A 14,396-nucleotide genomic window follows, 5' to 3' on the forward strand; every position below is an offset into this window, starting at 1 on the left:
GGCCCATGGCGTACGAGCTGGGACAGGGCAGCGGACCGCTGCGGGGCGTGAAGGTGGTCGAGGTCGCCGGCATCGGGCCCGGCCCGCACGCCTGCATGATCCTGGCCGACCTCGGCGCCGACGTGATCCGCATCGACCGCCCGGGTGGCGGGATGTTCTCCGGCGGCCGCACCGACCTGCTCAGCCGGGGCCGGCCCAGCGTCGCGCTCGACCTCAAGCGTCCCGAGGCCGTCGCGACGGTGCTCGACCTGGTGGAGCAGGCGGACGTGCTCGTCGAGGGGATGCGGCCCGGGGCGATCGAGCGCATGGGTCTCGGTCCGGCCGAGTGCCACGCGCGCAACCCGCGGCTGGTCTTCGCCCGGATGACCGGCTGGGGACAGGACGGTCCGTGGAGCCGCGCGGCCGGGCACGACATGAACTACATCGCGGTCACCGGCGCCCTCCACGGGCTCGGCCAGGACCGCGACCGGCCACACTTCCCCGGCAACCTCCTCGGCGACTTCGGCGGCGGCTCGACCTACCTCGTCATCGGCATCCTCGCCGCCCTCCTCGAGGCGCGCACGAGCGGTCGCGGGCAAGTCGTCGACGCCGCCATCGTCGACGGCACCGCCCACCTCAACACCATCGCCTCGAGCTTCGCCGCGATGGGGCTGGACACCGGACGCAGGGCCGCAGGGCTCCTCGACGGCGGCACCCCCTGGTACGACCTCTACGAGACGGCCGACGGGGAGCACGTCAGCGTCGGCGCCCTCGAGCCGCAGTTCTGGGCGGCGCTCGTCGAGCGCATCGGCGTCGAGCTGCCCGACCGCGACGACCCGGCCAACCATGCCGCGATCCGCGCCGCGTTGACGGCTCGGTTCAAGGAGCGTACGCAGGCCGAGTGGGCCGAGGTCTTCGACGGCACCGACGCCTGCGTCGCGCCCGTCGTACGCCTCACCGACGCCCCCGACCACCCGCACCTCGCGGCGCGCGGCACCTTCGTCGCGCCGGACGGCGTCACCCAGCCGGCGCCCGCTCCGCGCTTCTCGCGGACCTCGCCGACGGTCGGCAGCCCGCCCGCGCTGCCCGGCGAGCACACCCGCGAGGCGCTCGCGGCGTGGGGGATCGACGACGTGGACGCGCTCATCGACGCTGGGGCGGCGACGCAGGCGTGAAGCCCTTCCTCTTCCTCGGCACCCGCGCGGAGGACGACGTCGCCCAGCAGGAGTACGACGCCGTGCTCGCCGGGTGCGGCCTGCGACCAGAGGAGCTCGTGCGCGTACGCCTGGAGGCAGGCCCGCTCGGCGAGGTGGACCTCGACGACTGGTCCGGGGTCATCCTCGGTGGCGGCCCGTTCAACGTCTCCGACCCCGAGGACGTGAAGTCGCCTGCCCAGCGTCGCGCCGAGGCCGAGCTGCACGCCCTCGCCCTGCGGGTGGTCGCCACGGACGTCCCCTTCCTGGGCGCGTGCTACGGCGTCGGGGTGCTCGGCACCCTCGCCGGCGGCGTGGTCGACCGGACCTTCGGCGAGCCCATCGGCGCGCGGCCCGTGCGGCTGACCGACGAGGGGCGCGCCGACCCGCTGTTCGGAGTCATGCCGGAGGCGTTCGACGCCTACCTCGGCCACAAGGAGGCGGTCGCCCGGCTGCCCGACGGGGCGGTGCTGCTCGCCTCGACCGACACCTGCCCGGTGCACGCCTTCCGCCTCGGCCGCAACGTCTACGCCACCCAGTTCCACCCCGAGCTCGACGCCGTCGCCATCTGCGACCGCATCGACGCCTACAGCGCCCACGGCTACTACGAGCCGCACGAGCAGGAGGTGCTCAAGGCCGCAGCGCGCGAGGCGATGGTCACCGAGCCGGTGCGGTTGCTGGCGAGGTTCGTCGAGCTCCACGCGCGGGCGTGAGCCGGGGCCGCGGGGTAGTCCAGTGGCCAGCGGTCGTCCAGAGGGTCGTTCTGCAGCCTGAGCTCACTGGACTACCCAGCGCGCTGCGGTGTAACTCATAGTTACAACTTCGCGTCTGATCTCCTACCCTGAGCAGATGGACGCGAGGACCGCCGAGCACGTCGACGTGCTGATCGTGGGGGCGGGGCTGTCGGGCATCGGCGCGGCGGCCCACCTGGTCAAGGACCTGCCCGGCACGTCGTACGCCGTGCTCGAGCGGCGCGGGTCCAGCGGCGGCACCTGGGACCTGTTCCGCTATCCGGGGATCCGGTCCGACTCCGACATGCACACCCTCGGCTACCGGTTCCGGCCGTGGCGCGGGGACGTCTCGCTAGCCGACGGCGCCTCGATCCTCGACTACGTGCGCGACACCGCGCGCGAGTACGGCGTGGGCCGCCACATCCGCTACGGGCACAAGGTCGTCGCCGCGGCGTGGGACTCGACGACGGCGCTCTGGACGGTCACGGCCGAGGTCGACGGCGGGGCGCGGACGCTGACCGCCGACTTCCTGTGGTCGTGCAGCGGCTACTACGACTACGACCAGGGCTACACGCCCGACTTCGAGGGCCGGGACCGCTTCCGCGGCGAGGTCGTGCACCCCCAGCACTGGCCCGAGGACCTCGACTGCGCCGGCCGGAGGGTCGTGGTGATCGGCTCCGGCGCCACGGCCGTGACCCTCGTCCCGGCCCTGGCCCGCACGGGCGCCGCCCACGTCACGATGCTGCAGCGCTCGCCGACGTACGTCGTCTCCGTGCCGGGCCGGGACGTGGTGAAGGGCCGGCTGACGCGGCTCGTCGGCGAGAGCCGGTCGTACGCCGTGACACGGTGGAAGAACATCGCGCTCCAGTCGGCGCTCTACCGGGTGAGCCGCCGCAAGCCGGACCTGGTCCGCAAGGTCGTCCGCAAGACCAACGTCGCGCAGCTGCCGCCGGGCTACGCGGTCGACACGCACTTCAGGCCGGCGTACGACCCGTGGGACCAGCGGATGTGCCTGGTGCCCGACGGCGACCTGTTCGCGGCGATCCGGGACGGCGCGGCCTCCGTGGTCACCGACCGGATCGTGTCGTTCACCGAGACCGGCCTCGTGCTGGCGTCGGGGGAGCACCTCGAGGCCGACGTGGTGGTCACCGCCACCGGCCTCAACCTCCAGCTCTTCGGCGGCGCCGAGCTCAGCGTCGACGGCGAGACGGTCAAGCCGCACGAGACCATGGCCTACCGGGCGATGATGCTCTCCGGCGTGCCCAACTTCGCCTTCACCATCGGCTACACCAACGCGTCGTGGACGCTGAAGGCCGACCTCGTGGGCGAGTACGTCGTGCGGGTGCTGGAGCGGATGCGGTCCACCGGGGCGCGACGGGTCGTGCCGGTGCGCGACGAGTCGGTGGGCGAGGCGCCGCTGATGGCCCTCGACGCCGGCTACGTCCAGCGGCTCGTGCACACGCTGCCCCGGCAGGGAACGGTGGCGCCGTGGTCGCTGAAGCAGAGCTATCTCCACGACGCGCTCATGATCCGCACGGCCCGGCTCGACGACGGGGTCCTGGACTGGGCCTGAGGGCCATTTCGTGGAAGCGCTCCCACGGTCGTTACGCTCAGCGGTGAACCCGGTGCCTGCGCACCATTGACAGCCATGTGTGACGGCGGTCATAGTGGCGCTCGGACGGAAGTGGAAGCGCTCTCACGCAGACTCACCGTCCACCTCCCAGGCCTGGCAACCAGCCCGGCGCCCCAGCAGGACGGCAGGAGAGCAGTGGTGCAGACACCGAAGACCCGGCGGGTACGACTCGCCACGAGCGCGATGCTGGCGCTCACCCTCGCGACGACGGCGGCCGCGTGCGGCGGCGGTGACGACGAGGGCACGACCGCGGACGGCAAGATCAAGCTGACCGTCGCGACCTTCAACGAGTTCGGCTACGAGGAGCTCATCGAGGAGTACAACGCGATGCAGGACGACGTCGTCGTCGAGCAGAAGAAGGCCGGCACGGCCAACGAGCACCAGGACAACCTCTACACCAAGCTCGCCGCCGGCTCGGGCCTCTCCGACATCGAGGCGATCGAGGTCGACTGGTGGTCGGCGCTGATGGAGCAGTCCGACGCCTTCGTCGACCTCTCCGACCCCGAGGTCGAGGGCCGCTGGCTGGACTGGAAGACCGAGGCCGCGACGACGCCGGACGGCGCGCTGATCGGCTACGGCACCGACATCGGCCCCGAGGGCATCTGCTACCGCGCCGACCTGTTCGAGAAGGCCGGCCTGCCCACCGACCGGGAGAAGGTCGCCGAGCTCTTCGGGGACTGGGACTCCTACTTCGAGACCGGCCGCGAGTTCGTCGAGAAGGTGCCCGGCACCGCCTGGTACGACTCCTCCGGCGGCACCGCGCAGGCCATGATCAACCAGGTCGAGTACTCCTTCGAGGACGAGGACAACACCGTCATCGCCGCCGACAACGCGGAGGTGAAGGAGGTCTTCGACACCATCACCGCCAACGCCGCGGACGGCCTGTCCACCGGCCTCACGCAGTGGAGCGAGGACTGGACCGCGTCCTTCCAGGACGACGGCTTCGCCACGATGGCCTGCCCGGGCTGGATGCTCGGCGTCATCGAGGGCAACGCCGCCGGCGTCGAGGGCTGGGACATCGCCAACGTCTTCCCGGGCGGCGGCGGCAACTGGGGCGGCTCCTACCTCACCGTGCCCGCCCAGGGCGACCACACCGAGGAGGCCAAGGAGCTGGCCAAGTGGCTCACCGCACCCGAGCAGCAGGTCAAGGCGTTCGAGGCCAAGGGCACCTTCCCGAGCCAGGTCGACGCCCTGGACGACCCCGCCCTGACGGGCTCGACCAACGCCTTCTTCAACGACGCACCCACCGGCGAGATCCTCGCCGACCGCGCCGAGGCAGTGCCCTTCATCGCCCACAAGGGGCCGAAGTTCGCCGACATCAACACGGCGTTCCAGCAGGCCATCCAGCGCGTCGACGAGGGTCAGGAGTCGGCCGACGAGGCCTGGGACTCCTTCCTCGCCGACATCGAGCGACTGGGCTGACGCAGGACGATGGAGGCAGGATCAACTGCCGTGCAGCCAGTCGGGGACACCGGTGCCTCCTCGGTGTCCCCGACCGGGTCGCGGCCCCCCAGCGCAGGGCCGCGGCGCGACGTCGGAAACCGTCCTGCGTGGCGGCAGCGCCTGACGCTGCTCGACGCGAAGGTCACGCCCTACGTCTTCGTGTCACCGTTCTTCCTGCTGTTCCTGGTCGTCGGGATGTTCCCCCTCGGCTACACGGCCTGGGTCTCGGTCCACGACTGGGGGCTGCTGTCGGGTCAGGGCGAGTTCAACGGCCTCGACAACTACCGCCGGGTCCTCGAGGACCGCTACTTCTGGAACGCGCTGCGCAACACCTTCAGCATCTTCGTGCTGTCGTCGGTGCCGCAGGTGCTCATCGCGCTGGCGCTGGCGGGACTGCTCGACACCCAGCTGCGGGCCCGGACGCTGTGGCGGATGAGCGTCCTGCTGCCCTTCGTCGTCGCGCCGGCCGCGGTCGCGCTGATCTTCGGCAACGTCTTCGGTGACCGCTACGGACTGGCCAACGAGGTCGTCCAGTGGATCGGGCTCGACCCGATCCGCTGGCACGTCGACACCCTCGCCAGCCACGTCGCGATCGCGTCGATGGTCAACTGGCGCTGGACGGGCTACAACGCACTGATCCTGCTCGCCGCGATGCAGGCCGTGCCCCGCGACGTCTACGAGTCGGCGGCGCTCGACGGCGCCGGGCGCGTACGCCAGTTCGTCTCGATCACGGTGCCGATGATCCGCCCGACGGTGATCTTCGTGATCATCACCTCCACCATCGGCGGGCTCCAGATCTTCGCCGAGCCGCGGCTCTTCGACACCCAGGGCCTCGGCGGCGCGGACCGGCAGTACCAGACGCTGACGATGTACCTCTGGGAGCTCGGCTGGCGGGTGCGCGACCTCGGCATGGCCTCGGCCGTGGCCTGGCTGCTGTTCCTGATCATCGTCGTCTTCGCCCTCGTCAACCTGTTCCTGTCGCGCCGCGCCGGCTCGCTCAAGGGGCTCAACCGCAAGGGAGTGCGTCGATGAACCGTCGTCCCGGCTTCCTCGTCTACGGCCTGCTGACCGCGTTCGTGCTCGGCTCGTGCGCCCCGCTCTACTGGTCCTTCCTGGTCGGCTCGCACAGCCGCGAGGTCCTGACCAAGCGGGTGCCGCCGCTCCTGCCGGGCGGCCACTTCTGGGACAACGCCCAGCGCGCGATCGACGCCGTGCCGTTCTGGAAGGCGCTCGGCAACAGCCTCATCGTCTCCGGCGCGGTCGCCACGTCGGTCGTGTTCTTCTCGACGCTGGCGGGCTTCGCCTTCGCCAAGCTCGCGTTCCGCGGGCGTACGCCGATGCTGGTCTTCGTCGTCGCGACGCTGGCGGTGCCCACCCAGCTCGGCGTGATCCCGCTCTTCATCGTGATGGCCAAGTTCGGCTGGGTCGGGTCGGTGTGGGCGTTGATCGTGCCCAGCCTGGTGACCGCGTTCGGCGTCTTCTTCATGCGGCAGTACCTCGTCGACGCGGTTCCCGACGAGCTCGTCGACGCGGCCAGGGTCGACGGGTGCTCGCTGTTCCGTACGTTCTGGACCGTCGCCCTCCCGGCGGCGCGTCCGGCGGCCGGGATCCTGTGGCTGTTCACCTTCATGGCCACGTGGACCGACTTCTTCTGGCCGCTGATCGTGCTGCCGGCCAGCAACCCCACGGTCCAGATCGCACTCCAGCAGCTGCAGAGCGGCTACTACGTCGACTACAGCCTGGTGCTCGCCGGCGCGACGCTGTCGACGATCCCGCTGCTGGTCCTCTTCGTCCTCACCGGTCGCCAGATGGTCGCCGGCATCATGCAAGGAGCAGTCAAGGGATGAGCGTGCAGAGCACGACCCACACCGGCACCACCCGCACGTCGGAGGTGCGGTTCCCGCCCGACTTCGGGTGGGGGATGGCGACCGCGTCCTACCAGATCGAGGGCGCCGTGGCCGAGGACGGGCGTACGCCGTCGATCTGGGACACCTTCTCCCGGATCCCCGGGGCGGTGATGAACGGTGACACCGGCGACGTGGCCTGCGAGCACTACCACCGGATGCCCGACGACGTGGCCCTGCTCGCCGACCTCGGCGCCACGACCTACCGGTTCTCGGTGGCGTGGCCGCGCGTACGCCCCGACGCCGGGCCGGTCAACGCGGCCGGGCTCGGCTTCTACGACCGGCTCGTCGACGAGCTGCTGGGGCGCGACATCGCGCCGTGGCTGACGCTCTACCACTGGGACCTGCCGCAGGTCCTCGAGGACGCGGGCGGCTGGACCAACCGCGACACCGTCGACAGGTTCGTCGAGTACGCGATCTCGGTGCACGAGGCGCTCGGCGACCGCGTGCCGACCTGGACCACCCTCAACGAGCCGTGGTGCTCGGCCTTCCTCGGCTACTCCGCCGGCCACCACGCCCCGGGTCGCCAGGAGGGTGCCGCCGGCCTGGTCGCGGGGCACCACCTGCTGCTCGCCCACGGCCTGGCCACCCAGGAGCTGCGCAGCCGCGGCGCCGACCGCCTCGGGCTCAGCCTCAACCTCACCGTGCCCGACCCCAGCGACCCGAGCGACCCGGTGGACGTCGACGCGGCCCGGCGCATCGACGGCCTGCACAACCGGTTCTTCCTCGACCCGATCTTCCGCGGGGCGTACCCCGCCGACGTGCTCGAGGACACCGCCGACCTCACGTGGCAGGGGAGCCCCTGGTACGACGTGGTGGGCGACGGCGACCTCGCCACGATCGCCACCCCGATCGACGTCCTGGGCGTGAACTACTACCACGGCAACGAGGTCTCGGGTCACCCGCGCACCGACGTCGTCGGCATGGGCGCCGACCACCCGGACCGGGTGTCGCTGTCGCCGTTCGTCGGGTCCGAGCACGTGACGTTCCCCAGCCGCGGGCTGCCCGTCACCGCCATGGGCTGGGAGATCCAGCCCGACGGGCTCCACCGCCTGCTGCGGCGCCTGCACGACGACTACCCGCGCCTGCCGATCCACCTCACCGAGACAGGTGCGGCCTTCGACGACCGGGTCGGCGCGGACGGTCGCGTGCACGACCCGGACCGGATCGCGTTCCTCGACTCCTACCTGCGCGCCGTCCACCGCGCGATCGAGGAGGGGGTCGACGTGCGCGGCTTCTTCCAGTGGTCGTTCTGCGACAACTTCGAGTGGGCGTTCGGCTACGCGAAGCGGTTCGGGCTGGTGCACGTCGACTACGCGACGCAGCGGCGTACGCCGAAGTCGAGCGCGCACTGGTACTCCGAGCTGGCCCGCACCGGCGTCCTGCCTGCGACCGAGCCGCCCGGCCGCTAGCGTGGCGCGTGTGACCTCGTCGCGGACCCCTCCGAAGCCAGGTGGCTCGGGCTCGCCCACCCTCGACGAGGTGGCGCGCGTCGCGGGCGTCTCGCGCGCGACGGCCTCCCGGGCGATCAACGGCGGCGACCGGGTCAGCGCCCGCGCGCAGTCGGCCGTCGACACGGCCGTGCGAACCCTCGGCTACGTCCCCAACCCCGCCGCGCGCAGCCTGGTGACCCGGCGTACGGACTCGATCGCCGTCGTCGTGCCCGAGCCGGACGACCGCGTCTTCTCCGACCCGTTCTTCGCCGGCACGCTGCGCGGCGTCAACCGGGTGCTCGCCGAGCGCGACATCCAGCTGGTGCTGCTGCTGGCGAGGCCCGGCGCGTCCACCGCCCGCACGCTGCGCTACCTGACCAACCGCCACGTCGACGGGGCGCTGGTCACCTCCCACCACCGCGACGACCGGCTCGCCGAGCACCTCGCCGACATCGGCCTGCCGTGCGTCTTCGGCGGCCGGCCCTGGACCGGCGGCGACCGAGTGGCCTATGTCGACGTCGACAACGTCGCCGGCGAGCGGGAGGCCACCGAGGTGCTCATCGCGCGCGGCTGCACCCGCATCGGCACGATCGCCGGCCCCGCGGACATGACCGCCGCCGAGGACCGGCTGGCCGGCTGGCGGCAGGCGATGTCGGCGGCCGGGCTGCCGTCCGACGCCGTCGAGCACGGCGACTTCACCGAGGCCAGCGGCGAGACCGCGGCCCGCGCCCTCATGGAGCGCCACCCCGACCTCGACGGACTGGTCGTGGGCTCGGACCTGATGGCCGCGGGCGCGCTGCGGGTGCTGGCCGAGCTCGGCCGCCGGGTGCCGGACGACATCGCCGTGGTCGGCTTCGACGACCTGGGGGTGGCCGAGCGGACGTCGCCTCCGCTCACCACGGTCCGGCAGCCCGTCACCGAGATGGCGGAGCGCGCGACCCGACTGCTCCTCGAGCGCGTCGACGACCCGGCCTCGAGCCACGCGATGCGGCTGATCATCCCGCCGATCCTCGTGCGGCGCGACAGCGCCTGAGTCTCGATACGCCCTCGTCCCTCGGGCTACTCGATCACGAAGGAGGTGCGCCCTCAGGCAAGGGACTCGATGAGCTCCTCCACCCGGCGCTTGATCTCGTCGCGGATCGGGCGCACCGACTCGATGCCCTGCCCGGCGGGGTCGTCGAGCTTCCAGTCCTCGTAGCGCTTGCCCGGGTAGAACGGGCAGGCGTCGCCGCAGCCCATCGTGATCACCACGTCGGAGGCCTGGACCGCGGTGTCGCTGAGCAGCTTGGGCTGCTGGGAGGCGATGTCGATGCCGACCTCGGCCATCGCCTCGACGGCGACGGGGTTGATCGTGCCTGCGGGCGCCGAGCCGGCGGAGAGCACCTCGACGCGGTCGCCGGCGAGGTGCCGCAGCCACCCGGCGGCCATCTGCGACCGGCCGGCGTTGTGCACGCAGACGAACAGGACGGTCGGGGTCGGGCGGGGGGTGTCAGTCACGGACGGCCTCCAGGGGTGAGGGGATCGGGTGCAGCACGCGGAGCAGGCCGAGGGCGACGCCTCCGCCGACCAGCTGCATGAGGACGAACATCGGCGCGGACGCGGGGCTGATCCCCGCGAAGGTGTCGGACAGGGTGCGGGCGATGGTCACCGCCGGGTTGGCGAAGCTGGTCGAGGAGGTGAACCAGTAGGCCGCGACGATCCAGCCGGCGACGGCCCAGGCGATCGCGTCCGTACGCCCCGCGCGGGCGCAGCCGAAGACGACGAGCACCAGCCCGAGCGTGGCGACGACCTCGCCGGTCCACAGGCCGACGCCGGTGCGCTCCCGACCGGCCAGCGTGATCACGTCGAGGTCGAACATGACGTTGGCGAGCATCGCCCCGATCGCGCCGCCCGCGACCTGGGCGCCCACCAGGACCGCGGCGTCGAGCGGGCGTACGAGGCGCAGCACCGCCTCGGCCGCCGTCACGACCGGGTTGAAGGCCGCGGACACCGGCTGGAGCGAGACGATGAGCGCGACGAGGACGGCGCCGGTCGCGAGGCTGTTGGCCAGCAGCTGCAGCCCGACGTCGTCGGTCAGCCGGGTCGCCATCACCCCCGACCCGACCACGGCCGCGACCAGGAGCGCCGTGCCCACCAGCTCCGCCGTGGCGCGCGCCGTCAGGCCGGGGGTCACGCGTTGCCGCCGATGAGCGCAGCGAGGTCGGCGAGGACCTCCCGGCGTACGGCGTAGTAGACCCACACGCCCCGCTTGCTGCGGTCGAGCAGGCCGGCGTCGTGCAGCACCTTGAGGTGGTGGCTGATCGTCGGCTGGGAGAGGTCGAAGGCGTCGTTGAGGTCGCACACGCACGCCTCCCCGCCCTCGCTCGCAGCCACGATCGAGACCAGCCGCAGGCGCACCGGGTCGGCGAGCGCCTTCAGCAGTGGCGCGAGCCGCTCGGCCTGGTCGGCCGCGAGGGGCTCGCGCATGAGGGGCGAGCAGCACGCGGCCGTCTCGACGGGGGTCAGGGTCAGCTGGGACTTCGACACGGATCAATATTGACATGTGTCGATGAATAGGGCAATCTCTGATATCGACAACCATCGATATCTACGGAAGGACCCACCATGTCCCGCCTGCAGCTCGCCCTCAACGTCGACGACCTCGAGACCTCGATCGCCTTCTACTCCACGCTCTTCGGCACCGAGCCGCACAAGGTGCGTCCGGGCTACGCGAACTTCGCCGTCGCCCAGCCGCCGCTCAAGCTGGTGCTGATCGAGAACGCCGGGCACGGCGGCAGCATCAACCACCTCGGTGTCGAGGTGGAGGACGTCGACACCGTCGACGCCGAGCTCACCCGCCTGGCCGCTGCCGGCCTCGCCACGACCGAGGAGCGCGAGACCACCTGCTGCTACGCCAAGCAGGACAAGTTCTGGGTGCAGGGCACGCCCGACGGCGAGCGCTGGGAGGTCTACACGATCACCGACGACCTGACCGACCCGTCCGACGTGGTCGTGGAGGAGTCGCGCGAGCAGCTGGCAGGCGACGCCGCGCCCTGCTGCGCCTGACCGACCGCCGGGCGTCCGAGACGGGAGCCACAGCGCGGCGGATTCACGGGAACACCCCTCGTACCGCTAGCGTTGTCATCTCAGACGCCCGGCCGGTCTTGCCCCGGGCGCAGGTCGCCGCCCGACACGCTCGGCGCGGCACCCTTCCTCACTTCAGAGGCACGTACGCCGCACCACGCCGGGTTTCCCGGGCCAGCGGCTCACGGTGGCGAGACGCCAACCGAAAGCAACTCACATGAACTTCGCCGACCTCGGCGTGCCCTCGTCGCTCGTCCAGATCCTCGAGCAGCAGGGCATCAGCACCCCCACCCCGATCCAGGCCGCGACGCTGCCCGACAGCCTCGCCGGCCGCGACGTGCTCGGCCGCGGCCGCACCGGCTCCGGCAAGACGTACGGCTTCCTGCTCCCGCTGGTCGCTCGCCTCGACGCGTCGAAGCTGCCGGCCATGCCGCGCAAGCCGCGCGCGCTCGTCCTCGCCCCGACCCGTGAGCTCGTCGGCCAGATCCACGCCGCGCTCCAGCCGCTGGCCAAGGCCGCCGGTCTCTCGACCGTCGTGGTCTACGGCGGCGTCGGCCAGGGCCCGCAGACCACGGCCCTCAAGAAGGGCGTCGACATCGTCCTGGCCTGCCCCGGCCGCCTCGAGGACCTCATGGGCCAGGGCTACGCCGACCTGTCCGCCGTCGAGATCACCATCCTCGACGAGGCCGACCACATGGCCGACCTGGGCTTCCTGCCCGGCGTGCGGCGCATCATGGACAAGACCCCGCGGTCGGGTCAGCGCATGCTCTTCTCCGCCACGCTCGACAAGGCGATCGACGTCCTGGTCAAGCGGTTCCTGACCAACGCGGTCACCCACGAGGCCGACTCGGCGCAGTCGCCGGTCGCCACGATGCACCACCACGTGCTGCACCTCAGCCGTGAGCAGCGGGTGCCGGTCCTGGTCGACCTGACCAGCGCCCCCGGCCGCACGGTCGTCTTCACCCGCACCAAGTACGGCGCCAAGGCGCTCGCCCGCCAGCTCAACAAGTCGGGCGTGCCGAGCGTGGAGCTGCACGGCAACCTGTCGCAGAACGCGCGCACCCGCAACATGGAGGCGTTCCACGCGGGGAGGGCGACCACGCTGGTCGCGACCGACATCGCCGCGCGCGGCATCCACGTCGACGACGTCGCCCTCGTCGTGCACGCCGACCCGCCGGTCGAGCACAAGGCCTACCTGCACCGCTCCGGCCGTACGGCCCGCGCGGGCAACGAGGGCACCGTCATCACCCTCATGACCGACGAGCAGGTCCGCGACGTGCGCGACCTGACCCGCCAGGCCGGCATCAAGCCGGTCACGACCAAGGTCGGCGGCCCCGACCACCCCGTGCTCGTCCAGCTCGCCCCCGGCGAGCGGACGCTCGTGGCGGGCGGCCTCGTCGTCGAGGCCCCCGCGACGGGTGGCGGCGGCCGCTCCACCGGCGCCAACGCCCAGCGCAAGCGCGCCCGCGCCAACGGCCAGACCGGCGGTCGCTCGCGTCGCGGCAACCCGACGAGCTACACCAGCGAGACCCCGGGCAGCTCCACCGGCGGCTCCACCGGTGGCGGCCAGCGCCGTCGCTCCGGCGGCGGCCAGGGTGCCGGCGGTGGCCAGGGTGCCGGCCAGGGCGGTGGCGGCAACCGTCGTCGTCGGTCCGGTGGCGGCGGCCAGGGCGGATCGTCCGCGGGTGGCGGTCGCGGGCACAGCGCGTCGTCGTTCAGCCGCGGTCGCTGACCCCCCGCGCACGCGGTCCTCGCCCCTGACCTTGCCCCTGAGTCTCCTGGAGACTCAGGGGCAAGGTCGTCTTCCGGGCCCCCGGCGGGAACCACCGGTCGACCGGTGGTTCCCGAGGTTCTCACCCGTTGCAGCGGGCGAGAAGCGCACGGAAAGGACTACCGGAATGCCCGGGCGGGGCTCGTGGTTGACCCTTCAACCAGTCAACGAAGGAGCGACATGCCCGACTTCGACTTCTCGGTGCTCGGCACCCGCGAGCACCCGACCCTGGGGCTCGACACTTTCGGCGACGCGCCGCTCGACGGCGCCCCGGGCAACCACCCGCAGACCCTGCGCGAGGTCGTCGCCGAGGCGGTCCTCGCCGACCGGGTCGGGGTCGACTACATCGGCCTCGGCGAGCACCACCGCCCCGACTACGCGATCTCGGCGCCCGACGTCGTGCTCGCCGCGATCGCCGGCCAGACCGAGCGGATCCGGCTCGGCACCGGGGTCACCGTGCTGTCCTCCGACGACCCGATCCGGGTCTACCAGCGCTTCGCCACCCTCGACGCCGTGTCGAGCGGCCGCGCGGAGGTGCAGCTCGGGCGCGGCTCCTTCGTCGAGTCGTTCGGCCTGTTCGGCCTCGAGCTGTCCGACTACGACCGGCTCTTCGCCGAGAAGGTCGACCTCTTCGCCGCCCTCCAGCGCGAGGAGCCGGTGACGTGGGAGGGGACCGTACGCCCGCCGCTGGTCGACCAGCGGGTCTACCCGACGACCGCCGCCGGCCGGGTGCCGGCGTGGATCGGCGTCGGCGGCACCCCGCAGTCCGTGGTCCGCGCCGCGCAGTACGGCATGCCGCTCATGCTCGCGGTCATCGGCGGATCGCCCGCGGCGTTCGTCCAGCTCGCCGACCTCTACCGCGAGGCGCTCGCCCGGATGGAGCTGCCCGAGCTGCCGATCGGCATGCACTCGCCCGGGCACGTCGCCGCGACGGACGACGAGGCGCGCGAGCAGCTCTACCCCCACCAGGCCGAGCTCTACACCCGCCTCGGCCGCGAGCGTGGCTGGCCTCCCTACTCCCGCCTCCAGTTCGAACAGGCCGCCAGCGCGCAGGGCGCGCTGTTCGTCGGGGCGCCGGAGACCGTCGCGCAGAAGATCGCCTGGGCCGCCCGCACCCTCGGGCTCTCCCGCTTCCAGCTGAAGTACTCCGTCGGCTCCCTCCCGCACGAGCAGCGGCTCGAGTCGGTGCGCCTCTACGGGGAGGAAGTCGTCCCGCGGGTCCGCGAGCTGTTGTCCGGCTCCTAGG

At 72.1% G+C, this 14,396-nt stretch carries 14 protein-coding genes; 11 read left to right on the top strand and 3 right to left on the bottom strand.

Going from position 1 to position 14,396, the window contains the following annotated elements:
• Positions 1-5: 5 nt before the first annotated feature.
• The 8 genes from EXE59_RS05050 to EXE59_RS05085 all read left to right on the top strand — a co-directional run bounded on the left by EXE59_RS05050 (position 6) and on the right by EXE59_RS05085 (position 9,349).
• Positions 6-1,154, top strand: a complete 1,149-nt coding sequence (locus EXE59_RS05050) for a CaiB/BaiF CoA transferase family protein (RefSeq protein WP_135837921.1) — start codon at positions 6-8, stop codon at positions 1,152-1,154.
• Positions 1,151-1,885: a glutamine amidotransferase gene (locus EXE59_RS05055; protein ID WP_135837922.1), complete on the top strand. Its 735-nt coding sequence runs from the start codon at positions 1,151-1,153 to the stop codon at positions 1,883-1,885. Before EXE59_RS05050 ends, EXE59_RS05055 begins: the two co-directional genes overlap by 4 nt.
• Positions 1,886-2,021: 136 nt before the next feature.
• The gene (locus EXE59_RS05060; RefSeq protein ID WP_135837923.1) at positions 2,022-3,476 is read left to right on the top strand and encodes a flavin-containing monooxygenase; all 1,455 of its coding nucleotides are present in this window, start codon (positions 2,022-2,024) and stop codon (positions 3,474-3,476) included.
• A gap of 198 nt (positions 3,477-3,674) precedes the next feature.
• Positions 3,675-4,958: an ABC transporter substrate-binding protein gene (locus EXE59_RS05065; protein WP_246056515.1), complete on the top strand. Its 1,284-nt coding sequence runs from the start codon at positions 3,675-3,677 to the stop codon at positions 4,956-4,958.
• Positions 4,959-4,988: 30 nt separating this feature from the next.
• Complete coding sequence (locus EXE59_RS05070; protein ID WP_246056517.1) at positions 4,989-6,011, top strand: carbohydrate ABC transporter permease; 1,023 nt, start codon at positions 4,989-4,991, stop codon at positions 6,009-6,011.
• A complete protein-coding gene (locus tag EXE59_RS05075; RefSeq protein ID WP_135837925.1) occupies positions 6,008-6,826 on the top strand; it encodes a carbohydrate ABC transporter permease in 819 nt (272 codons plus the stop codon). Before EXE59_RS05070 ends, EXE59_RS05075 begins: the two co-directional genes overlap by 4 nt.
• A complete protein-coding gene (locus tag EXE59_RS05080) occupies positions 6,823-8,295 on the top strand; it encodes a GH1 family beta-glucosidase (protein ID WP_135837926.1) in 1,473 nt (490 codons plus the stop codon). Before EXE59_RS05075 ends, EXE59_RS05080 begins: the two co-directional genes overlap by 4 nt.
• A gap of 10 nt (positions 8,296-8,305) precedes the next feature.
• Positions 8,306-9,349, top strand: a complete 1,044-nt coding sequence (locus EXE59_RS05085) for a LacI family DNA-binding transcriptional regulator (RefSeq protein ID WP_135837927.1) — start codon at positions 8,306-8,308, stop codon at positions 9,347-9,349.
• 53 nt (positions 9,350-9,402) lie between these two features.
• Here the strand turns inward: EXE59_RS05085 and EXE59_RS05090 are convergent, their stop codons facing one another.
• Genes EXE59_RS05090 through EXE59_RS05100 form a run of 3 tightly spaced genes read right to left on the bottom strand, consistent with a single transcriptional unit; the run spans position 9,403 to position 10,842 of the window.
• Positions 9,403-9,813, bottom strand: a complete 411-nt coding sequence (locus tag EXE59_RS05090) for an arsenate reductase ArsC (protein ID WP_135837928.1) — start codon at positions 9,811-9,813, stop codon at positions 9,403-9,405.
• Positions 9,806-10,489 carry an aquaporin gene (locus EXE59_RS05095; protein WP_135837929.1) on the bottom strand — a complete coding sequence of 228 codons (684 nt, stop codon included), beginning with the start codon at positions 10,487-10,489 and terminating at the stop codon, positions 9,806-9,808. The genes EXE59_RS05090 and EXE59_RS05095 overlap by 8 nt, the downstream gene beginning before the upstream one ends.
• Positions 10,486-10,842 carry a metalloregulator ArsR/SmtB family transcription factor gene (locus EXE59_RS05100; protein WP_425464509.1) on the bottom strand — a complete coding sequence of 119 codons (357 nt, stop codon included), beginning with the start codon at positions 10,840-10,842 and terminating at the stop codon, positions 10,486-10,488. Before EXE59_RS05100 ends, EXE59_RS05095 begins: the two co-directional genes overlap by 4 nt.
• Positions 10,843-10,920: 78 nt before the next feature.
• On the opposite strand from EXE59_RS05100, the gene EXE59_RS05105 reads away from it, so the two are divergent.
• The 3 genes from EXE59_RS05105 (at position 10,921) to EXE59_RS05115 (ending at position 14,395) form a co-directional block, all read left to right on the top strand.
• Complete coding sequence (locus EXE59_RS05105; RefSeq protein WP_135837930.1) at positions 10,921-11,361, top strand: ArsI/CadI family heavy metal resistance metalloenzyme; 441 nt, start codon at positions 10,921-10,923, stop codon at positions 11,359-11,361.
• Positions 11,362-11,596: 235 nt separating this feature from the next.
• Positions 11,597-13,111 (top strand): DEAD/DEAH box helicase, encoded by a 1,515-nt coding sequence (locus EXE59_RS05110; RefSeq protein ID WP_135837931.1) that lies wholly within the window; start codon positions 11,597-11,599, stop codon positions 13,109-13,111.
• A 219-nt stretch (positions 13,112-13,330) separates the two neighbouring features.
• Positions 13,331-14,395, top strand: a complete 1,065-nt coding sequence (locus EXE59_RS05115) for an LLM class flavin-dependent oxidoreductase (RefSeq protein WP_135837932.1) — start codon at positions 13,331-13,333, stop codon at positions 14,393-14,395.
• Position 14,396: the final 1 nt, after the last annotated feature.

Origin of the sequence: Nocardioides eburneiflavus (assembly GCF_004785795.1) — a bacterium.
Classification (GTDB): Bacteria; Actinomycetota; Actinomycetes; order Propionibacteriales; family Nocardioidaceae; genus Nocardioides; species Nocardioides eburneiflavus.